Origin of the sequence: Streptomyces sp. NPDC001599 (genome assembly GCF_042893535.1) — a bacterium.
Classification (GTDB): Bacteria; Actinomycetota; Actinomycetes; order Streptomycetales; family Streptomycetaceae; genus Streptomyces.
This window is the reverse complement of the sequence record NZ_JBIAVA010000005.1, coordinates 440,678-461,836: the sequence shown is the minus strand read 5'-3', so window position 1 is coordinate 461,836 and position 21,159 is coordinate 440,678. Positions and strand designations below refer to the sequence as shown.

Sequence of the window (21,159 nt, the reverse complement as noted above, 5' to 3'; positions counted from 1 at the left end):
ACGCAACCGTTTCGTCGTTACGCCCTATGCTTGACTCGCATGACGACCAACGCCGCCGCCGACGAGCCGACGCCGCGCCCGCGCCGCCGGGCCCCCGCCGGGGCGGCGGTGCTCCGCGAGGACGTGACCGAGGCCATTCGCGCGGCGGTCTTCGAGGAGCTGGCGGCGGTGGGCTACGCCCGCATGTCCATCGAGGGCATCGCGCGCCGCGCGGGGGTCGGCAAGACCGCCGTCTACCGGCGCTGGCGCTCCAAGCTGCACCTGGTGCTCGACATCGTCTCCGCGCTCGCCGTGCAGGGGCTGCCCGCGCCGGACACCGGCTCCCTGGAGGGGGACCTGCGGCTGCTGTACGAGGTGACGTCCCGTGCCCTGCGCCACCCGGTGGCCTCGCAGATCATCCCCGACCTCCAGGCGGAGGCGGCCCGCAACGCCGACATCGCCGAGGCGTTGCAGAAGACCCTGCGGGAGGGCCAGGACGGCGTCGCCAGCAAGATCCTCGCGGCGGCGGCCGAACGCGGCGAGCTGGACCCCGGCCTCGACACCGACCTGGCCCTCGACCTGATCTCGGGCCCGCTGTACTGGCGCTCGGTGGTCGTCCGCGGGGCGAAGCCGCCGAAGGGCTACCTGGGATCGCTGGCACGGGCCACGGCGGAGGGGCTCAAGGCGCTCTGAGCCCCGCGGCGGTTGTCAGTGGGTCCTGTCACCATGCCCCCATGGAACGAGTGGAACCGACGGAGCCCGTGGACGTGTCCGGACTGACGGAGCTCGTGGACGTGGTCGGACCGACGGAGCCCGTGGCCGTGGTCGGACCGACGGAACCCGCGGCGGTCGTGCGGGAGTTCTGGGTCCGGATGCAGGCCCGGGACTGGGAGGGCCTCGGTGCGCTGCTCGCCGACGACCTGGTGGTGGAGTGGCCGGTCAGCGCCGAGCGGATCGAGGGCCGGGCGAACTTCGTGGGCGTCAACGCGGAGTATCCGGAGGGCTGGTCGATCGAGGTGATACGCATCGTGGCCGAGGGCGCGACCGTGGTCTCCGAGGTGGAGGTCCCGCACGAGACGATGGGCGTCCACCGGGCCCTGTCGCTGTGGACCGTACGGGACGGGCGCATCACCGGGGGCCGTGAGTACTGGACGGAGCCGGGCTCGGACCCGTCCCCGCAGTGGCGGGCGTCCTTCGTGCGACCGCTGTAGCCGGCTCGCCCCACCCTCACCAGCCGGCGAGCCGGACGACCTGCGCCGCGATGTCCGGCACCGCCCGGCCGTCGGTCGGTACCCGCACCGTGCCCACCGGGGCCTCCTCGGCCAGCCGCCGCGCCATGCGCAGACTCCGCTCGATGTGGACGCCGAGCTGCGATCCCGTCTCGCGCACGGCGAGCCGTTGCCGCACGGTGGCCTCGTCGGCGGTCAGCAGGACGCAGGTGACCCTGACCTCGTCCCCGCCCATGGCCCGCCCGATCATCGGCGCCTCGAGGATGCTCACCGTGTTGGTGTAGAGCAGCCGGCGCTGACCGAGCGCCGCGTAGTTCGCCCACACCGCGGCGATGTTCCGCTCGGTGATCGCCGTGCGGTGCGGGTCGCCGTCGGGTGCGGGATGGATCTGGTCCATGCCGTCCCCCTCGATCAGGCAGTGCGCGGTTCCGGCCGCCCGCAGCAGCGCGGACACCTCCCAGCCGACGGTGCTCTTGCCGACGCCGGAGCCGCCGCCGAGGAGTAACAGGTCGTAGGTGCCGGCTTCTTGGTCCATGTGGGCAGTGTGCGTCATGACCGGTCGGCATACGATCGGACCGTGACGATCACCTACCGGTGGCGGGGCGACGTCGACAACGCGCTCCTCGGCGCGCTGCACGCCGACGGCTTCGGCCACCCGGCCGACGGGACCGACTGGCGGACACGGCTGGAGCGGCACAGCCTCGGCTGGGTCTGCGCCTGGGAGAACGGCTCGCTGGTCGGCTTCGTCAACGTCGCCTGGGACGGCGGAGCACACGCCTTCCTCCTGGACACGGTGGTCGCCCGGCACTGCCGGTCACGCGGAGTCGGCGCCCAACTGGTCGCGGTCGCCGCCGAACAGGCCCGGGCAGCGGCGTGCGAGTGGCTGCACGTCGACTTCGAGGACCACCTGCGCCCGTTCTACCTCGACGCCTGCGGCTTCAGGGAGACGTCGGCCGGGCTCATCGCCCTGTGACCCGACGCCCCTTGACCGGGCTGGAGGGGGAGACTGGGCCCATGACCCCGACAGATCCCAAGGCCGACCTCCGCTTCTACCTCCAGTCCGCCCGCGACGCCCTGCTCTGGAAGCTCGAAGGGCTCTCCGAGTACGACATACGGCGCCCGGCGACGCCGACCGGTACCAACCTCCTCGGGCTGGTGAAGCATGCCGCCACCGTGGAACTGGGCTATCTCGGCGAGGTCTTCGGGCGGCCGTCGGCCGAGCCGTTGCCCTGGATGGGGGAGGGCACCGAGGCCGAGGCGGACATGTGGGTCACCGCCGACGAGTCGCGCGAGTACGTCGTCGGGGTGTACCGCCGGGCGTGGGCCCACGCGGACGCGACGATCGAGGCGCTGGCGTTGGACACGGTCGGCAAGGTGCCCTGGTGGTCGGCGGGCAAGGACGAGGTGACGTTGCACCATGCCGTGATCCGCGTGATCGCGGACACCCAGCGGCACGCCGGTCACGCCGACATCGTCCGGGAGCTGACCGACGGCGCCGTGGGGATGCGCGAGGACAACGTCGGGGTGCCGGAAGGGGACGCCGCGTGGTGGGCGGCGTACCGGGACCGGATCGAGCACGCGGCTCGGGAAGCCGGGCGCCGGGGGACGTCGGACCGGACCCGATGAGGCGGGCGTGGACGGGCCCGGTGCTGCTGCTGATCGCTGGAGCGGGGGCCGTGACCGGGCCGTTCGTCCAGGGGCGCACCGGGACGTGTGCCGTGCTGCTGCTGGTGTTCGTGCTGCTGGCCGGGCTGACCTCGCCCCTGGTGTTCCCGAGGTCGGTCGGCGCGGCGGAGGCGTGGCGGCGCAGTGCCGCAGACGGGCGGCCGGTGGTGTTCTGGCGGCCGGGCTGCGCCTACTGCCTGCGGCTGCGCCTCCGGCTGGGGCGCAAGGCCCGGCGGTTGCACTGGGTCGACATCTGGCGGGACGAGGCCGGCGCGGCAGCGGTGCGCGAGGTCAACGACGGCAACGAGACCGTGCCCACGCTGCTCGTGGCGGGCCGGGCCCACACCAATCCCGACCCGGCATGGGTGCGCGAGCAGGTCTCGTCGCCCCGCTGACCCGGCGCCCCCCGGGGCGTCAGTCCCGCGCCGCCTCCGGGTGGAGCCGTACCCAGCCCGCCCATGCCGACGCGATCATGTCCTCGACGTCGTACTTGGCCTTCCAGTCCAGTTCGACGGCGGCGCGGTCGGCCGAGGCGACGACGCGCGCCGGGTCGCCGGGGCGGCGGGGGGTGACCGTCGGCGGCTGGCCGTAGCCGGTGAGGGCGTTGATGCGGTCGATCATCTCGCGGACGGAGACGCCCTCGCCGCGGCCGATGTTCAGCGTGAGGGAGGTGCCGGGGGAGGACTGGAGAACGCGGGCCGCGGCCACGTGGGCCTCGGCCAGGTCGACGACGTGGATGTAGTCGCGCACACAGGTGCCGTCCGGCGTCGCGTAGTCGTCGCCGAAGATCCGGGGGGCCGCGGACTCCGTGAGCTTCTCGAAGACCATCGGGACGAGGTTGTAGACGCCGGTGTCGGCCAGGTCCGGGCTCGCCGCGCCCGCCACGTTGAAGTAGCGCAGGGACGCCGTGGCCAGCCCCGCGGCCTTGCCCGTGGCCCGGACCAGCCACTCGCCGGCCAGCTTGGTCTCGCCGTACGGCGACATCGGCACGCAGGGCGTCTCCTCGGTCACGAGGTCGACGTCGGGCATGCCGTACACCGCGGCGGAGGAGGAGAAGACGAAGGACGGGACCCCGGCCGCGGTGACCGCGTCCAGCAGGACGCGCAGGCCCTCCACGTTCTGCCGGTAGTAGTGCAGCGGCAGGTCCACCGACTCGCCGACCTGCTTCTTGGCGGCCAGGTGCACCACGCCGGTGACGGAGTGGTCGGCCAGGGCGCGGGCGACCCGCTCGCCGTCCAGGACCGAGCCCACCACCAGGGGCACGCCGTCGGGCACGCGCTCGGCGATCCCCGTGGACAGGTCGTCGTACACCACGGCCTTCTCGCCCGCTTCGGTCATCGCCCGTACGACGTGCGCCCCGATGTATCCGGCGCCGCCGGTGATCAGCCAGGTCATTGCGGCTGTCCCCTTCGTTCGGTGGTCCTTGGTAGCCATGATCCGTCATCGCGGCACCCGCCGGGCGCCCGCACCCGTCAGGACGGTTCGGGTGCCGGACCGGTGCCGTACGCGTCCAGCGCCGCCGTGAGCCGGTCGAGGCGGGCGCGCAGGTCCTGCACCTCGGTCAGGTCGAGGCCGGTCGCCGCGGCGATCCGGCGGGGCACCTCGACGGCCCGCTCGCGCAGCGCCGTGCCCTCCGCGGTCAGCCGCACCTCCACCGACCGCTCGTCGCGCGTGCTGCGCTCGCGCCGGACCAGGCCGGCCGCCTCCAGCCGCTTGAGCAGGGGCGACAGCGTGCCGGAGTCGAGACGGAGGTGCTCGCCGAGCCGCTTCACGGGCAGCTCGCCGTGCTCCCACAGCACCAGCAGTACCAGGTACTGGGAGTAGGTGAGCCCCAGGTCCTTGAGGACCACGCGGTAGACGCTGCCGAAGGCGCGCGACGCGGCGCTCAGGGAGAAACAGATCTGCTGGTCCAGGCGGAGCCAGTCGGTCGCGGGCTCCGTCACGGGCTCCGTTGCGGGCTCGGTCGCGGGCGTGCTCATGCGGTCCAGCGTAACCGACCGGCCTTGCCCGCTATTTAGTTGTGTGCAATCTAGTTGCGTACAATCAAATGGCGTGCTCTACTTGTGGCTGTCAGGCAGGCAGCCCCCCGAACTCCTGAGAAGGACGGTTCTCCCATGGACGCGCTCTACACCGCCGCCGCCACCGCCACCCACGGCCGTGACGGCCGTGCCGTCAGCTCCGACGGCACGCTCGACCTCGCCCTCGGCATCCCCGTCGAGATGGGCGGCAACGGGCAGGGCACCAACCCCGAGCAGCTCTTCGCCGCCGGGTACGCGGCCTGTTTCGGCAGCGCCCTCGGCGTGGTCGGCCGGGCGGCCAAGGTCGACGTCAGCGACGCCGCGGTGACCGCGGAGGTCGGCATCGGCAAGCAGGGCGAGGGCTTCGCGCTCGCCGTCACCCTCCGGGTCGAGCTGCCCGAGGGCCTCGACGAGGAGACCGGCCGCAAGCTGGTCGAGCAGGCCCACCAGGTCTGCCCCTACTCCAACGCCACCCGCGGCAACATCCCGGTCGACCTCGTTATCGAGTAGTCACGACGGCCCGGCGGCTCGGCCGACCCGCGCCAGCACCTCCCCCGTCCGCTCGCTCCACGCCACCACCACCGCCTCCTCGGGCACCGGGTGCCAGCGCGTCAGCAGCAGCCAGCGGACGTGGTAGCGGCGGACGACGGCGGCGCGCTCGGCGCGGGTCGAGCCGGGCGCCAGGTACGCCTTCACGTCGGCCACCCGCCGCCCGCGCTCCCGCTCGTCCAGCGCCGGGTCCGGCCAGGCGGGCGCCGCGAGGTTCGGCCCGTACCCGGCGATGGCGTGCCCGGCGTAGTAGCCGTCGGTGATCACGACCTCGCCGGGGCCGATGTGCCGGGCCGCCCACGTGTACGCCGGCCAGTCCGGCGGCTGCTCGAAGCCGACCGGGTCCAGTGCCCGCGGCACCACCGCCCCCGCGTGGACCGCGAGGAACCCCAGCAGGGCGCCCGCGGTCGCGGCCCAGCCCAGCACCGCCCGCCATCGCCCCCACGGCCGGGGCGCCGCCAGTTCCACCGCCAGGGCGAACTGCAGCGGCACCAGCGTGAGCCCCAGGATCCGGCCGTAGGTGTAGTGCCCGCTCAGCCAGCCGTACGCCACCACCGCGCAGTCCAGCGCGAACATCAGCACCAGCGGGTCCCGGCCCGAGCGGCGCCCGCGCGCCCACAGGGCCGGCAGGCCGAGCAGGGCCAGCCAGAACTGACCGGGCAGGTCGAGGTAGAGGACCCGGTGCATGGCGTCCACGCTGTCGTCGCCGGCCAGCGCGAACACGTCGAAGTACGGCCAGCCGGCCGCCGCTCCCACCGCCACGCCGCCCGTCAGCGCCCACCGCCCCACGACCGGCCCGCGCCACCCGCGCTGCCATCCGGTCACCAGTGCCACCGCGCCGAGCGCCGCCGCCACCGAGGTGATCGGGTGGACGAGGAGGATCAGGCCGTACAGGACGCCCAGCGCCCCGTATCCGGGCAGGCCGCGCAGTCCGCTCGGCCCCACGTACCGCACCCGGCGCCCGTCCCGCGCCCGCGCCCCGGTCAGCGCCCAGGCCCAGAAGGTCAGCCCGATCGCGAAGGTCGACGGGTAGCCGAGGTTGCCCGTCATCGACATCAGCCCGAGGTAGCCGCTCCACCAGGCCCGCTCGGTGCCCCACAGCAGGGTCATGGCGCCCAGCGCCAGCACCGGCGCCCACGGACGCGGGGTCAGCACCCGGACGAAGCGGTTCAGGCCGGTCAGCAGCACCAGCAGGTTCAGCGGCCCGGCGAGCCGCACCACCTCCCAGCCGCCCAGCCCCGTCAGCCGGGCGAACGCGCCCTGCGCCACCGCGTACGGCGAGTAGTACGCGCTGCCCGCGCCCGGCAGGTCGGCCATCGGGTGGCGGGGGTGGAGCAGGTCCGCCTTCAGGCGCTCCACGACGGCCGCGTGCTGGCCCGCGTCGCAGCACAGCGGCACCGCCCAGTACGCCAGCGTCATCACAAGGAAGAACAGGAATCCGGCGACCTGGTAGGGGGTGGGGCGCCAGGCGCGTCCGCCGCGCAGTGCCGTCGCACCGCGCACGGGCCGCCGGACGAGGACGTCGGCGCTCACGAAGCAGAGGAGGTGTGGGGCATTCGGGACATTTGGCGTATGTTCCCGGTGGGGTCACCCCCGCCAATCGCTCACCGGTCCAAGTCACCCGGGCGGCGGACGCCCAGGACGCCCAGGACGCTCAGCCGATCGCGCCCGCGCGCTTCGGCTGCCCCTGCGCAGGCAGCGGCACCCGTCCGCCGCGCACCACCGGCGCCAGCAGCAGCGGCACCCCCACCACCGGCAGCAGCCACGCCAGCACGATCAGCCGCTCGCCCCAGATGTTGATGTCCGGGTGCCCGGCCTGGGTGAGGAGCCCGGTGCACGCCGCCGCCACCAGGAAGCCGCCGACCGCGCCCCCGCGCCGGAGCGCGCCCCACGCCCCGGCGGCCAGCGCCGCCACGAACAGCGGCTGCCACGCCTGCCGGCGCAGCCACTCCACCCAGAAGTTTCCCTGCAACTGCCAGAACTCCGGCCACGGGTGCTTGCGGTCGGGGCGGTTGAAGTGGTCGGTCAGCAGGTCCTGGAGGCTGTCCGCCTCGGACGGGTAGTGCAGCAGCCGCGCCAGCAGCAGGGTCGCGGCCGCGCCGGCCAGGCCGACGGCCGCGAGCGCCAGCACGTCCCGGGACGCCGGACCGCCCCGCCCCCGCAGCCGCCGGGCCCGCCGCCGGTACCGCCGCACGGCGATCACCCCACCGGCCGCCGCCAGGCACAGGCCGAGGAACAGCGCCTGGGAGTGCTTGACCGTGAACAGGGCGATCAGCGAACCGGCGACCACCGCCAGTCCGGTCCGGTTCCGCCCCGCCCGCAGCACCAGCGCGCAGCCCCACACCGCCGCCAGGGTCAGCGCCATCAGCAGGCCCTCGGTCATCGGGCGCATCGCCGTCGTCCCGCACGGCAGCACGTAGTACAGCGCCTGCCCGGCCAGCGCGAGCGGCACCGCCACCGACAGGGTCCGCAGGATCAGGAAGACCAGGACCCCGCCCGCGCACGCGACGACGACGCCCGCCGTCCACAGGCCCCACGTCACCCCGAAGGCCAGGACGAACGGCACCAGGAACGCCGGATAGCCCGGCCGCGCCTCGAAGATCGCCATGAAGCGCTCCGGCATGTACGGCACGGTGTGCCCGCCGGTCTGCCCGGCCGCCAGCCGCGGCCGGACCACCGCCCACTCCTGCTTGCGGCACTCGGCCAGCACCCCGGCGGTGGGGTCGGCGCGGTGGAAGCGGACCACGTGCACGCTCTGGTCCCGGCGGGCCCGCTCCGCCCGGCTCGCGCACACGTAGTCGATGGTGGCCGTCGCCGCCGCGCGCTTGCTCTCACCGGTCAGACTCAGGGCGTACGACAGGTAGTTCCTGGTGTCGGGGGTGTCCCGGCCGGTGACGTTCGCCAGCTGGAGGGCTGCGAACACGGCGGCCAGGAGCAGCACCCCGACGACGGCGCCCCGGCCGCTCACCCGGCTGGCGGGTCTCATGTGGAGGGCAGCAGGTCGCGTCCGGACGGGACGGCTCGGGCGCCGGGGACGCCGGAGGGCTCCGGCGCGGGCATCGGCTCGCCCAGGAGCAGCGTCCGCACCACCCGTTCGGCGGCCCTCCCGTCCTCGTACTCGCAGTACCGGGCGCGGAAGGACGCCCGCAGCCGCGCCGCCTCCTCGTCCCGCCACGCCCCCGACGCCAGCAGCCACGCCAGCTCCCGGTAGGAGCGGGAGACGTGTCCGGGTGCCTCCTCGGTGATGTCGAAGTACGTGCCGCGGGCCGCCGCGTACGGGCCCCAGTCCTCGGCGTGGATCACGATCGGGCGGTCCAGGAGGGCGTAGTCGAACATCAGGGCGGAGTAGTCGGTGATCAGCAGGTCCGAGGCGAGCATCAGGTCCTCCACGTGCGGTTCGTCCGTCGCGTCGACCACCACGCCCCGCCGGTGCAGCTCCGCGAGGCCCAGGCCGCGCGCCGGACCGGTGGCGAGGGACGGGTGCAGGCGGACGAGCAGGGTGTGGCCCTCACCCAGGTCGGCGGCGAGCCGGGCCACGTCGAGGCACTCGACGAGCCCCCCGCGCCGGTACTCGCGGCGGGTCGGCGCGTACAGCACGACGGTGTGGCCGTCGGGGACACCGAGCCGCTCGCGGACCCGACGCCCGTCCTCGGGACCGGCGTTGACCAGGGCGTCGTTGCGCGGGCTGCCGGTACGCGCGGACGCGAAGTGGCAGGGGTAGGCCCGCTCCCAGACCCGCTCCGCGTACCGGCTCGCCACCAGGCTGTGGTCCCAGCGGTCCGCCCGGCGCAGCATCTGCGGCACGTCCAGACCGTGCCGGGCGCCGGGCCGGTCGAGCAGGTCGACGCCCATGTGCTTGAGCGGCGTCCCCTGGTGGGTGTGGAGGTGGACGCTGCCCGCCCGCTTGGCGACCGTGCCGGGCCAGTTGACGTTGTTGACGAGGAACGCCGCCCGCTCGGTCACCCGGCGGTAGGCGGCACTGCCCAGGACCACGTGCTCGGTGCCCGGCGGCAGCAGCGCGGGGTCCGCCGCGCACTCCTCGTCCCGCACCACCCACACCCCGCGCAGGTGCGGGGCGAGTTCGCGGGCCGCGCGGTGGATCGCGGCGGGGTCGCCGAGCACGCCCCGGTGGGAGAACGCCGAGTACACGACGAGGTCCGGGTCGAGGGGGCGGCGCACGTGCACGGCGCTCGCCGTCCGGCGCAGCCGCCCGGCGGCCGTGCCACGCGCCTGCCCTGCCCGGCGCTCCAGCTCCCGCGCCGCCCGCCCGGCCTGCCGGCGCACCCGGTAGGCGGTGTACGACCCCTCCAGCACCCGGAGTTCGGCCGGGACCGCCGTGCCCTCGGGCCGGTGGGCGCGGAACATCTCGGCGGTGCGGTGGAAGAACTCGGCCCGGTCGGAGGGCGGCAGCCGGTCCGGCTTGGACAGGATGTCCAGACAGTGCTCGCCCATCTTGGCGTGCAGGAACGGCCGCCACCTGGCCCCCAGTTCCGGACGGCCGTCGAGGAAGGCGAAGACCCGCTCGTACTGCGCGTGGACGTCGAAGTGCTTGCGGCTGGTGGTGGACAGGATGTTGCCCTGGCGGCGCTGGCGGTAGTTCAGGCAGATGCGGTCCAGCGCGGCGATCCGCTCCGCGCTGAACATGACCGGGAAGGTCCAGGGCGTGTCCTCGTAGTAGCCGGGCGGGAAGGTGAAGCCCTCCCGCTCGACGAAGTCGCGCCGGTAGACCTTGTTCCACACCACCATCAGCAGGTCGAGGATCTCCGGGTGCCCGGCCGCCGTGAACGTGCCGTCGCCCGCCTGAGCGAGCACCCGGGCCAGGACGTTGCGCCGGGTGCCGCCCCACCAGTAGGTGCGCGCGTAGTCGAAGACCAGCACGTCCGGATCGTCCGTCTCCGCGAGCCGGTCGGCCATGGCACGCAGGGCGCCCGGGGTGAGGGTGTCGTCGCTGTCGAGGAAGAACAGGTAGTCGCCGCTGGCGTGCGGCAGCCCGGCGTTGCGGGCCCGGCCGAGGCCGGCGTTCTCCTCCAGGTGCAGCACGCGCACCCGGTCGTCGCGGGCCGCGTACTCGTCCAGGATCGCCCCCGAGCCGTCCGGGGAGCAGTCGTCGACGGCGATCACCTCGATGTCCCGGAAGGACTGGTCCAGGACCGAGTCGAGGCACTCGCGCAGGAAGCCCTGCACCTTGAAGCAGGGAACGATGACGCTGAAGCGGGGCACGGCGGGTCAGCTCCTCACGAGGGTGGCGGCGGCGGGGGCCGGGACGCGCTCCGCGAGCGGGATCACCGGCGGCAGCGCCTCGGGCGGCTCGCCGAGCAGCACCCGGCGCACGACGCGCTCGGCGGCCCGGCCGTCGTCGAACTCGCAGAACCGCTCCCGGAAGGCCGCCCGCAGCGCCGTCGACTCCGGGCCCGCCCAGGTGCCGTCGGCGAAGACGCGGGCCAGCTCCTCCGGCGTGCGCGCCACCGGTCCCGGGGGCGCCGCCATCAGGTCGAAGTAGACGCCGCGGGTCTCCCGGTACACGTCCCAGTCGTCGGCGTACACGACGATCGGGCGGTCCAGGTTGGCGTAGTCGAACATGATGGAGGAGTAGTCGGTGACCAGCGCGTCGGCGGCCAGGCACACGTCCTCCGAGGAACGGTGCCCGGTCACGTCGACGACCCGGCCGGTGCGTGCCCGGCTCCCGCCCCGGTCGTAGAAGTAGTGGGCGCGCAGCAGCACCACCACGTCCTCGCCGGCCGCCTCGCAGAACGCCTCCAGGTCCAGGCCGCCCGCGCCGTACCCGCTCTCCCAGTCCCGGTGCGTGGGCGCGTACAGCACCGCCGTCTTCCCCTCCGGAACGCCCAGTTCGCGCCGCACCCGGGCGACGTCCTCGGCGGTGGCCGTGCAGTAGACGTCGTTGCGCGGGTAGCCGTACTCCAGGTGCTCGTACGAGCCCGGGAAGGCGCGCTCCCACATCTGGGTGGAGTGCCGGTTGGCGGAGAGGTTGTAGTCCCAGCGGTCGACGCGGCCGAGGAGCTTGGTGAAGCTGCCGGTGGCCGCCGCCACCACCGGGTACGTCGACTGGTCCACGCCCATCGTCTTCAGCGGCGTGCCGTGCTGGGTCTGCACGTGCACGCTGCCGGGGCGCTTGACCACGCCCTCGGCGAAGTTGGCGTTGTTCACCAGGTAGGTGGCGCGGGCCAGCACCTCCCAGTACCGGTGGCTGCCGATGACGGCGTGGTCGACGCCCTCCGGCAGGGTGTGCGCCTGGTCCGGCTCGACCAGGAACACCGACCTGAGGTGCGGGGCGAGTTCGCGGGCCTTGGCGTGGATCGCGGCCGGGTTGCAGGCGTAGCCGCGGCCCCAGTAGGCGCAGTACACGACGAGGTTCGGGTCCAGCGGGCGGCGCAGGTGGCGGCGGTAGCGCAGGCGGGTGCGCAGCCCGCGCGGCCACGGCAGGCGGCGCAGGACGCCGGTCGCGGTCCGGTTGGCGGCGCGCAGCGCGCGGAAGCCGGTGTACGACCCCGACGCCAGCAGCCGGTGCTGGACGCCGAGCCGTCCGCCCGGCGGCCGGAAGCCCGCGGGGCGGTGGCGCCGGTACAGGCGGCCGGCCCGGCGGTAGAAGGCGCGGCGTCCCCGCCGGGTCAGGCGCCGGGGGTGGGTGGCCGTCTTCAGGATCGCCGCGAAGAGCTGCTCGAAGAGCGGGCCGCGCCGCTCGGGCGACAGGCCCCGCTCGACGGCGTGCGTGAGGGCGAGTTCGGCCTGGTCGAGCAGGTCCGCGTGATGCTCGCCCGGCAGGTTCAGCCGGTTGCCCTGGCGCCGCACCCGGTGCCGTACGACCACCTCGCGCAGCACGGCCACGCGCTCGGCGCGCGCCGCGACCCGGGCGCCGAAGCCGACGTCCGTGAAGTGCCCCTCGGGGAAGTCCAGCCGGCGCTCGGTGAGGAAGGTGCGGCGGTGGGCCGCGCTCCACGCGGGCAGGTGCACGCCGGTCAGGTGCGGGGCGCGGTCGGGGGCGAAGGCGCCGTCCGGGGTCTTCGCCAGCAGCGGCGCGGCCGGGTTGGTGGTCTCGCCCTCCCACCAGGGCACCCGCTCGTGCTCGAAGTACAGGACGTCGACGCCGCCGGTGTCCGCAAGGCGTGCGTCCAGGGCCGCCAGCGCCCCCGGCACGAGGGCGTCGTCGCCGTCGAGGAACAGCAGGTACGCGCCGGTCGCCGCCCGCATCCCGGCATTGCGCGCCCCGGCCAGACCGGCCGACGGCGGCGAGTGCACGGGCGTCACCCGGGAGTCCCGCTCGGCGTGCTCCCCGGCGACGTCCGCCGCGGCGCAGTCCGGGCCGTCGCAGACCGGGATCAGCTCGAAGTCGCCGAAGGACTGGCCGAGGACCGAGTCCAGTGCCTGGGAGAGCCGCCCCGCGACCCCATGGGACGGGACGATGATGCTGAAGCGGGGCATACTGCTCTTTCTCTCGGGTTCAGAGGCTGTCGGTGACGGTGCGCGGACCCGCCGGTTGCGGCACCGTGGTCAGCGGTGCCCGCGCGAGAGACGCGGCAACTGAGGGCGCCGGGCTGCGCCCGGCGAGCGGGACGACCGGCGGCAGGTCCGTCTCGCCCAGGACCACCCGGCGCACGACGCGTTCGGCGGCGCGGCCGTCGTCGTAGGGGCAGAACCGTTCGCGGAAGGCGGCCCGCAGCCGTGTCGACCGGGTGCCGTGCCAGTCGCCGCTCGCGAACACGCCGATCAGCTCGTCCTCGTCCCGCGCGACCGCGCCCGGCGGGAAGGAACGCAGGTCGACGTAGGTGCCGCGGGCCGCCTCGTACGCCTCCGGCTCGGCGGCGTGGATCACGATCGGGCGGTCGAGGCCCGCGTAGTCGAACATCAGCGACGAGTAGTCGGTGACCAGGGCGTCCGAGGCCAGGCACAGCGCCTCCACGTGCGGGTGGTCGCTGACGTCCAGCACCCGGCCCGCGGACGCGGCGAGCGGGCCGCCGTGCCGGGGGTGGGCGCGGGCCAGCACCACGAAGCGCGGGCCGAGGCGGCGCACGACGCGCTCCAGGTCCAGGGCGGAGCGCTGGGTGCGCCGGTAGTCGCGGTGGGTGGGCGCGTACAGGATCGCGACCGTGCCCTCGGGGATGCCGAGGGTCTCGCGCAGCCGGGCCACGTCCGCGGCCGTCGCCCGCTGGAGGACGTCGGTGCGCGGCTGGCCGTACTCCAGGGCGGTCCAGTCGCCGGGGTGGACGCGTTCCCAGGTCAGGGTGGAGTGGCGGTTGGCGGAGACCACGTAGTCCCAGGAGTCGACCTCGCGCAGCAGCCCGGCGAAGTCGGTGTCCCGGGCGGCGGCCGGGCGCTCCTGGAGGTCCAGGCCCATGTGCTTGAGGGGAGTCCCGGCCTGCGTCTGCACCAGGACCTGGCCCCGGCGCCTGGACAGGCCCGGGTCGAAGGCCGCGTCGCACACCAGGTAGCGGGATCGGGCCAGGGCCGTCCGGTGGGCGGCCGTGCCCGGGGCCAGACGGCGGGTGCCGGGCGGCACGGTGTGGTGGTGCACCCGGTCGGCCACCCACGCCGTGCGCACGTGCGGCGCGAGACGGCGGAACGCCTCCTCCAACGCGCCCGGGTCGCGGCCGTACCCCCGGTGGCCCTCCACGGCGAAGACGGCGCGGTCGGCGCGGAGCGGGAGGCAGCGCTGGACGCGGTAGTGCAGGCGCAGGGCGCCGGCCCGGGCGGCGCGCAGCAGCCCCCGGGTGAGCTTCGCCGTACGGCGGCGCAGCGCGGACGCGAGGCGCAGGGCGCCGTAGGTGCGGCGCAGGCCCAGGCGGAGCAGGGCGTGGCGGAGACGGACGGGCAGCGGGGCGGGGGCGCCGGGGACCCGGTAGCGGCGGCAGTGGACACGGGCCCGGCGCAGGAACTCGGCGCGCAGGGAGCGCGGGAGGCGGCCGGGGCGGGTGTACACGGTCGTGAGGTGGTCGGCCATGCGGCGGTACAGGACCGGCCGCCAGCGGGCCAGTTCCCGGGCCGACTCGGGATGCGTCCGCATGCGCGTCTCCAGGAAGGCGAAGACGCGGTCGTACTGCGTGAAGACGTCCAGGTGCCGCTCGCTCGGCGTGCCCAGGATGCTGCCCCGCCGGCGCTGCCGGTAGTGCACGCAGACCCGGTCCAGGGTGGCGACGGATCCCGCCGTCATCAGGACCGGGTACGTCCACGGCGTGTCCTCGTAGTAGCCCGGCGGGAAGGCGAAGCCCTCGCGCACGGCGAACTCCCGCCGCACCGCCTTGTTCCAGGCCACCATCAGCAGCTTCAGCAGCCCCGGCCGGTCGGCGAGCCGGAACGGCGCCGGGCCCTGCTCGGTGAGGTGCGCGGCGGCCTGGTTGCGGACCGTCTCGCCGGTCCAGTACGTGCGCGCGTAGTCGTAGACCAGGACGTCCGGCTCGCCGGTCTCCTTGATCCGGTCGGCGATGCCCCGCAGCGCGTGCGGGGTGAGGGTGTCGTCGCCGTCGAGGAAGACCAGGTAGTCGCCGCCCGCCCGTTCCATGCCGGCGTTGCGCGCGGGACCCAGCCCCTCGTTGCGCGGCAGGGCGAGGACGCGGACGCGCGGGTCGAGGGCCGCGAACTCGTCCGCGATCGCGCCGCAGGCGTCCGGCGAGCAGTCGTCGACCACGATCACCTCGAAGTCCGGGTACGACTGGGCCAGCACCGACTCCAGGCACGCGTGCAGATACGCCTGCACCTGGTACGCGGGAACGATGACACTGAACCTGGGCACGGGGACATCCATCGGTCGGCGGGATCGGTGCGGGCGTTCTGCCCGGCAACGGCCGGTGGAGCCGCTTGGTTACGGTCCCCGGGGCATTCGGGGGACGTTGTGCCCGTACGGATGAGGGGGCGGGCCGGTGAACGGCCCGCCCCCTCAAGGGTGTTGTCGCGGCGGTTACTTGACGGCGCCCGCCATCACGCCGGAGACGAACTGCCGCTGGAACGCGAAGAACACGGCCAGCGGGATCACCATGGAGATGAACGCGCCCGGCGCCAGCACGTCGATGTTGTTGCCGAACTGCCGCACCTGTGTCTGCAGGGCGACCGTGATCGGCTGGCTCCCGGAGTCCGAGAAGATCAGCGCGACCAGCATGTCGTTCCACACCCACAGGAACTGGAAGATGCCGAGACTCGCGATCGCGGGACCGCCGAGCGGCATCACCACCCGCACGAACAGCCGCAGTTCACCCGCGCCGTCCAGGCGGGCCGCCTCCAGCAGCTCCCGCGGGATCTCCGCGAAGAAGTTCCGCAGCAGGAACACCGCGAACGGCAGGCCGAAGCCGACGTGGAAGAGGATCACGCCGAGCATCGACCCGAACAGCCCGATCTTCCCGAAGAGTTCGGCGATCGGGATCAGGGCCACCTGCACGGGCACGACGAGCAGCCCGACCACGGCCAGGAACCACCAGTCGCGGCCCGGGAAGTCCATCCACGCGAAGGCGTATCCGGCCAGCGCCCCGATGACCACCACCAGGACGGTCGCGGGGACGGTGATCAGCGCGGTGTTGAGGAGCGAGGAGGTGATGTCGCCGTTCTTCAGCAGCTCCTCGTAGCTCTGGAAGGTCAGCTGGGACGGCTCGGTGAAGACCTTCCACCAGCCGCTCGCCGCCATGTCCTCGGGCGTGCGCAGCGAGGACAGCAGCAGGCCGATCGTCGGGACCAGCCAGAACAGGCCCACCACGATCAGGAACACCCGCAGCACGCCACCGCTGACGGCTTCGGCGAGACGGGAGCCGAGGGACTGCTTCGCCCTGACGACCGTCCCGGGCGGCGGTGCGGCCGCCGTGGTGAGGGAACCCGCGTCCGCGGTCATCGCCGCACCTCCCGCCGAAGTCGCCGTACGTTGAACCACATCACCGGGATGACCAGGAGCAGCAGGAACACCGCGATGGCGCTGGCGACGCCCGGCTGGTCCGAGGCGAAGCCCTTGCGGTACAGCTCCAGGGCGAGCACGTTCGCGTCGTCCTGGGAGGAGCCGGGGGCGATGATGAAGACCAGGTCGAAGACCTTCAGCACGTTGATCATCAGGGTGACGACCACGACCGCCAGGACCGGTGCCAGGAGCGGGACCGTGACCCGTCTGAAGACCTGCCACTCGTTGGCGCCGTCGACCCGGGCGGCCTCCAGGAGTTCCCTGGGCATGCCCGCGAGGCCCGCCGCGATCAGCACCATCGCGAAGCCCGCCCACATCCATACGTACGATCCGATGATCGCCGGGGTGACGAGGGAGGGACCGAGCCAGTTCAGGCCGTTGTACGGCTCCTTGAAGTTGTCGGCGGGCAGTCTGAGCAGTGCCCCGTCGGCCGCCGCGGGCAGCGTGAAGGTGCCGTCCCCGGACGCCGTGGTCGACGCCACGACCTCGCCGTCCTTGACCGCCTCGATCTTCATCCCGGCGTAGCCGAGCTCGGCCGCGTCGACGCCGCCGAGCTTGCCGACGCCCTTGCCGCGGGTGAAGTCCTGCCAGGTGGTGCCAGTGACCTTGCCGTCCTCGGGCTCGGCGGACACGGCCTTCTTCGCGCCGTCGGGCATCAGGTCGGGGGCCACGCCCACCAGGGGCAGGGCGACCGGGGTGCCCGCGCCGACCGGCTGCTTCGTGATGAACGCGCCGCCGCCGGCGGGCTTCAGCGGCGAGTCGCGGCCCGGGTGCGCCTTCGGGAACGCGGAGGACTCGGCGAACGTGTCGTGCACCCCGACCCACACCGCGTTGGCGACGCCCTTGTCCGGGTCCTGGTCGTACACCAGGCGGAAGATGATGCCGGCCGCCAGCATCGAGATCGCCATCGGCATGAAGACGACCAGCTTGAACGCCGTGCCCCAGCGGATGCGTTCGGTCAGCACCGCGAAGATCAGGCCCAGCGCGGTGGCGACCGTCGGCGCGAACACCACCCAGATGACGTTGTTCTTCAGGGCGGTGCGGATGCCGTCGTCGGTGAAGAGCGTCTCGTAGTTGTCGAACCCGGCGAAGGAGTCGCCGGACTGGTCGTAGAAGCTGCGGACCAGCGAGTACCCGATCGGGTAGACCACGAGCGCGCCGAGCAGCACCAGGGCGGGCAGCAGGAACAGTGCCGCCACGGACCTGCGGGTGCCGGTCACGCTCCCGCGCGACTTGGGTGCCTTGGGAGCGGCGGAGACCGGCGGGCCCTCGGGGGCCTGGCCGGTTCCCGCCGCTGTGGCCGACGTCATCGCCTCAGCCGCCGTAGGCGGCGGCCGCGTCCGCCTCCAGCTTCGCCTGGGCACCCGCGACGTCCTTCGGGTTCTTCAGGAAGTCCTGGAGCGCCTTCCACTCGCCCTTGCCGGGGGTGCCGCCGAAGGCCTGCGGGGCCTGGTCCGACATGTCGAAGCGGAAGTCGTCACCGGCCGCGACCAGCGCCTCGGCGATCTTCTTCTGCACCTCGTTCGGATACACCGAGGAGTCGATGCTCTTGTTGGGCGAGAGGAACCCGCCGAGCTTCGCCTGGATCCCCGCCGCGTCCGGCGAGGCCAGCCAGGTGGCCAGCGCCTGCGCCGCTCTGGAGTCCTTGAAGACCACGGCCGCGTCGCCGCCGGACACCACCGGTGCGGTGTCGCCCACGGCCGGGAACGGGAACACCTTCGCGTCCGTGCCGACCTTCGCCTTCGTCTCACCGATGTTGACCTGGACGAAGTCGCCCTCGTAGACCATGCCCGCCTTGGGCTGGTCGCCACCGGTGAAGGTCTGCGTCACCGAGGCCGGGAACTCCGTCTGGAGCGCGCCGGACGCGCCGCCCGCGACGAAGTCCTTCTTGCCCCAGATCTCCGCGAGCGTGGTGAGGGCCTCCTTCACGGACGGATCCGTCCACTTGATCTCGTGCTTGGCGAGCTGGTCGTACTTCTCCGGACCCGCCTGCGAGAGGTAGACGTTCTCGAACCAGTCGGTGAGCGTCCAGCCGTCCGCGCCGCCCACCGAGAACGGGGTGACGCCCGAGTCGTAGACCATCTGGGCCGTGTTGAGCAGCTCGTCCCAGGTCTTGGGCTCGGCGGCGCCCGCGTTCTCGAAGACCTGCGCGTTGTACCAGATCAGCGACTTGTTGGCGGCCTTGTAGTACACGCCGTACTGCTTGCCGCCGACCTTGCCGATGTCCTGCCAGCCCTGCGAGTAGTTCTCGCCCAGCTCCTTGGTCGCCTCGGCGCCCAGCGGCTTGGCCCAGCCCTTGTCCACGGCCTGCTTGATGGCGCCGGGCTGCGGAAGCAGCGCCACGTCTGGCGGGGCGCCGCCCGCGATCTTCGAGCCGAGGAAGTTGATGATCGGGTCCTGGGCCGGCACGAAGGTCACCTTGGCGCCGGTGCGCTTCTCGAACTCGGCGAGGACCTTCTTGAAGTTCTCCTGCTCGGTGCCGGTCCAGACGGCGGCGACCTCCAGGCTCTCGCCGTCCAGCTTCGGCAGGACGACGGAGGCGCCCGGCTGCTTGTTGCCGCCGCCCTTGTCGTCGTTGTCACCGCTGCCGTCGTCCTCGTCGGCGCCGCATGCGGTGAGCGAGAGCGCGAGCGCTCCCGCGGCCAGGGCGGCTGCGGCCCGGGTGGTCCTCTTGACGGTTCCGCGTGTCCGGATGGTGCTGCTCGTGCGCATCACTGCCCCGTTCTTCGTTCCTCGTCGAACGCTCGGCGCTGTTCCGTGCGCTCTGGTGTACGCCAGGGGGGTGAGGGCGGCAAGGGCGCCTCCGCTGTCAACAGGGGGATCGTGACCGCGTCGTGACCGTGATCAGCAACCGGGCGCGGGTACGGGCGTCGTCGGCCGGGCTCCACCGCCGCGCCGCGCCCCGTACTCAGCCGGTGCCTTCGGGCGGGGCACCGCCGAGACGCTCCAGGTACGCGCGGCAGCGGGACTTCCAGTCGGACGGAGCCGAACCGGACAGGCAGGCGCGCAACAACTCGGCCACGGGGTCCCCGAGGCCCAGCTCGGCGACGGCGTCCTCGTGTGCCTCCAAGCAGGCGGCGAGCCTGCGCTTGCAGCCCGCGTCGTCCAGGTCGAGCAGAGCCAGCGCCGCCACGGCACCGGCCAGGTCGATGGCCATGACGATGGGGATCATCCGGCGGGGGACTCCCACGTCGTCGGACGCGTTGGCGATGACGACGAGGTGCTCCAGGAACGCGGGGTCGGCGGGCCGCGGCGTGTACAGCTGCTCCAACAACTCGAAGGAGAGCCGCTGGATCCCCTGCTCGGGGCTGCTCAGCAGCGCGTACAGGGGCTCCTCGTCCAGGGCTTTGCGCGCCGCGAGTGCGCGGAGGGCCTGTTTGCGCTTGTGCTTCTCCTCGAACTCGTCCAGCGCGATCCGCCTCGCGATCGCCAGATCGGTCATGGACAACCTGGCGGGCTGGGCGAAGAGGGGCACGGCGGACCCGCGGCGGTTGCGCTCGCTCAGGTGACCGACGGCGATTCTGAAGAGCTGGGAAAGCTCACGCCGCAGGACGTCCCTGAACGAATCGTCGGTGAAGGGGGCGACCGTGATCTGGCGTTCGTGGTAAAGCTCGCGCAGCGTCATCACGAGATTTCTGTCCTGCTCCGTCGGAATGACCGACAGCTCTATGGGGGGAGGGAAGGTCGAATGCAGGAAAAGGTACCTCTGATGTGTTTTGTCGAGGCAGAGGACCAGGAACGGTTTACCGGACATCAGTGCCTCGCTCACCTCGGTCTCCCAGGTGATCCGGCCGATTTCCTCGACTATGACGAACACGCAGATGTCTGCGTCCTGGACGGATTCACGAGAATTCTCGGTCCAGCTGGAAGTGGCGGAATTGATGTAGTTCACCGTACCCGACAGGAAGTGCCGGGGGATTCCGCCGAAATCTTCCACGACCTTGACGAAGGTGTCCCGCACCCTCTCCGTGTCGGCGGCGCCGCACAGCATGATTCTCAGCATGAGGCAGTGTGGCATGCGGCCGGGCACCCGGGACCCGCTTGTGGAGGGCCCACATCCCCCTGTCATTGCTTTGCAGTACCACCGACTCGACGGAGGCGTATGGCTTCTCACCCCCGACCGTCGGGAAAACACGTGCCACGGGGTCGATCGCATCGCACAATGAAACAATGCCCGACGGCGGGAGGGGGAGTGCGGTGGGATCGAATGAGGAAGGGTACGAGAAGTCGGTACTGGACGTCCCGAAACTGCAACGGTACGCGCGTAGGGTGGCGAAGGCGGCGCACTCGAAAGTGCCCATGGCCACCCATCAGGAATACGTGGTGAGGCAGCGCCGGGAAGTGCGGCGCAAAGGATGGTTCTCCAAGGAGTCCGTGACGGTGTCGGAACGCTGTGCGCAAGGTCCCGCTCTCCGCTACTGGGAGCTGGGGAGAGTCGCCGACGAGACCTTCCGCAGGAAGGACGGCACGGACCTCTACGGGCACGTGCACATCAACTGGACCGGCGTGGACGACGGCAGCATGATCATCCTCCTGGAGGACGGGGAGCTGCGCCATGTCGCGTACTCGGTCCGGGACGGGGGACCGCACTATCCGGTCCTGGAGATGGAGACGTCCCACACCGAGTGGAAGGTCGCCGCCATGCGGCCGCACGACTACCTGCTGCTGGACCGGCCCAACCTCGGGCGCATGCGGGAGAAGACGTACTCCCGCAAGTCCGGCCTCCTGTACATGGAGGAGCTGCGGCGGAACTACCGCGTGACCGTGCGCCAGAAGGGCCTCGGTCTGTCCTTGGCCCTCAACCGCCTCATGAAGCGCGCCGAATGACCGCCGG

The 21,159-nt window shown here is 72.8% G+C and carries 19 protein-coding genes; 7 read left to right on the top strand and 12 right to left on the bottom strand.

What is annotated here, in order from left to right; translation table 11 throughout:
* The first annotated feature begins 39 nt into the window (after positions 1-39).
* Positions 40-672, top strand: coding sequence for a TetR/AcrR family transcriptional regulator (locus ACFYZ3_RS16965; RefSeq protein ID WP_388517792.1), 633 nt, complete (start codon positions 40-42; stop codon positions 670-672).
* A 41-nt stretch (positions 673-713) separates the two neighbouring features.
* Complete coding sequence (locus ACFYZ3_RS16960; RefSeq protein ID WP_388517789.1) at positions 714-1,190, top strand: nuclear transport factor 2 family protein; 477 nt, start codon at positions 714-716, stop codon at positions 1,188-1,190.
* A gap of 16 nt (positions 1,191-1,206) precedes the next feature.
* Here the strand turns inward: ACFYZ3_RS16960 and ACFYZ3_RS16955 are convergent, their stop codons facing one another.
* Positions 1,207-1,743 carry a hypothetical protein gene (locus tag ACFYZ3_RS16955; protein WP_388517786.1) on the bottom strand — a complete coding sequence of 179 codons (537 nt, stop codon included), beginning with the start codon at positions 1,741-1,743 and terminating at the stop codon, positions 1,207-1,209.
* 42 nt (positions 1,744-1,785) lie between these two features.
* Here ACFYZ3_RS16955 and ACFYZ3_RS16950 point away from each other — a divergent pair, with 42 nt between their 5' ends.
* From ACFYZ3_RS16950 to ACFYZ3_RS16940, 3 genes are read left to right on the top strand one after another with little or no spacing between them, the layout of a single operon-like run.
* Positions 1,786-2,181 (top strand): GNAT family N-acetyltransferase, encoded by a 396-nt coding sequence (locus ACFYZ3_RS16950; protein WP_388517783.1) that lies wholly within the window; start codon positions 1,786-1,788, stop codon positions 2,179-2,181.
* A 41-nt stretch (positions 2,182-2,222) separates the two neighbouring features.
* Entirely contained in the window at positions 2,223-2,834 is a 612-nt protein-coding gene (locus tag ACFYZ3_RS16945; protein WP_388517780.1) for a DinB family protein, read from the top strand.
* Entirely contained in the window at positions 2,831-3,268 is a 438-nt protein-coding gene (locus tag ACFYZ3_RS16940; protein ID WP_388517778.1) for a glutaredoxin domain-containing protein, read from the top strand. The genes ACFYZ3_RS16945 and ACFYZ3_RS16940 overlap by 4 nt, the downstream gene beginning before the upstream one ends.
* Before the next feature lie 19 nt (positions 3,269-3,287).
* On the opposite strand, the gene galE is transcribed toward ACFYZ3_RS16940, so the two are convergent.
* Positions 3,288-4,268 (bottom strand): UDP-glucose 4-epimerase GalE, encoded by a 981-nt coding sequence (galE, locus tag ACFYZ3_RS16935; protein ID WP_388517775.1) that lies wholly within the window; start codon positions 4,266-4,268, stop codon positions 3,288-3,290.
* 77 nt (positions 4,269-4,345) lie between these two features.
* Complete coding sequence (locus ACFYZ3_RS16930; RefSeq protein WP_388517772.1) at positions 4,346-4,852, bottom strand: MarR family winged helix-turn-helix transcriptional regulator; 507 nt, start codon at positions 4,850-4,852, stop codon at positions 4,346-4,348.
* A gap of 135 nt (positions 4,853-4,987) precedes the next feature.
* On the opposite strand from ACFYZ3_RS16930, the gene ACFYZ3_RS16925 reads away from it, so the two are divergent.
* Positions 4,988-5,401 carry an organic hydroperoxide resistance protein gene (locus ACFYZ3_RS16925; RefSeq protein WP_003975825.1) on the top strand — a complete coding sequence of 138 codons (414 nt, stop codon included), beginning with the start codon at positions 4,988-4,990 and terminating at the stop codon, positions 5,399-5,401.
* On the opposite strand, the gene ACFYZ3_RS16920 is transcribed toward ACFYZ3_RS16925, so the two are convergent.
* From ACFYZ3_RS16920 to ACFYZ3_RS16880, 9 genes are all read right to left on the bottom strand, one after another.
* Positions 5,402-6,973 (bottom strand): hypothetical protein, encoded by a 1,572-nt coding sequence (locus ACFYZ3_RS16920; protein ID WP_388517769.1) that lies wholly within the window; start codon positions 6,971-6,973, stop codon positions 5,402-5,404.
* Positions 6,974-7,094: 121 nt separating this feature from the next.
* The gene (locus tag ACFYZ3_RS16915) at positions 7,095-8,426 is read right to left on the bottom strand and encodes a hypothetical protein (RefSeq protein WP_388517766.1); all 1,332 of its coding nucleotides are present in this window, start codon (positions 8,424-8,426) and stop codon (positions 7,095-7,097) included.
* Entirely contained in the window at positions 8,423-10,660 is a 2,238-nt protein-coding gene (locus ACFYZ3_RS16910; RefSeq protein ID WP_388517763.1) for a CDP-glycerol glycerophosphotransferase family protein, read from the bottom strand. The genes ACFYZ3_RS16915 and ACFYZ3_RS16910 overlap by 4 nt, the downstream gene beginning before the upstream one ends.
* 6 nt (positions 10,661-10,666) lie before the next feature.
* Positions 10,667-12,877, bottom strand: coding sequence for a CDP-glycerol glycerophosphotransferase family protein (locus ACFYZ3_RS16905; RefSeq protein WP_388517760.1), 2,211 nt, complete (start codon positions 12,875-12,877; stop codon positions 10,667-10,669).
* A 19-nt stretch (positions 12,878-12,896) separates the two neighbouring features.
* Entirely contained in the window at positions 12,897-15,182 is a 2,286-nt protein-coding gene (locus ACFYZ3_RS16900) for a CDP-glycerol glycerophosphotransferase family protein (protein WP_388517758.1), read from the bottom strand.
* A gap of 165 nt (positions 15,183-15,347) precedes the next feature.
* Positions 15,348-16,265, bottom strand: coding sequence for a carbohydrate ABC transporter permease (locus ACFYZ3_RS16895; RefSeq protein WP_388517756.1), 918 nt, complete (start codon positions 16,263-16,265; stop codon positions 15,348-15,350).
* The gene (locus tag ACFYZ3_RS16890) at positions 16,262-17,545 is read right to left on the bottom strand and encodes a carbohydrate ABC transporter permease (RefSeq protein WP_388517897.1); all 1,284 of its coding nucleotides are present in this window, start codon (positions 17,543-17,545) and stop codon (positions 16,262-16,264) included. The genes ACFYZ3_RS16895 and ACFYZ3_RS16890 overlap by 4 nt, the downstream gene beginning before the upstream one ends.
* A gap of 94 nt (positions 17,546-17,639) precedes the next feature.
* A complete protein-coding gene (locus ACFYZ3_RS16885; RefSeq protein WP_388517753.1) occupies positions 17,640-19,037 on the bottom strand; it encodes an ABC transporter substrate-binding protein in 1,398 nt (465 codons plus the stop codon).
* A 196-nt stretch (positions 19,038-19,233) separates the two neighbouring features.
* Positions 19,234-20,328: a hypothetical protein gene (locus tag ACFYZ3_RS16880; protein ID WP_388517750.1), complete on the bottom strand. Its 1,095-nt coding sequence runs from the start codon at positions 20,326-20,328 to the stop codon at positions 19,234-19,236.
* Between the two features lie 377 nt (positions 20,329-20,705).
* Between ACFYZ3_RS16880 and ACFYZ3_RS16875 the strand changes: the two genes are divergently transcribed.
* Complete coding sequence (locus ACFYZ3_RS16875; RefSeq protein ID WP_388517747.1) at positions 20,706-21,152, top strand: hypothetical protein; 447 nt, start codon at positions 20,706-20,708, stop codon at positions 21,150-21,152.
* The last annotated feature ends 7 nt before the right edge of the window (positions 21,153-21,159 follow it).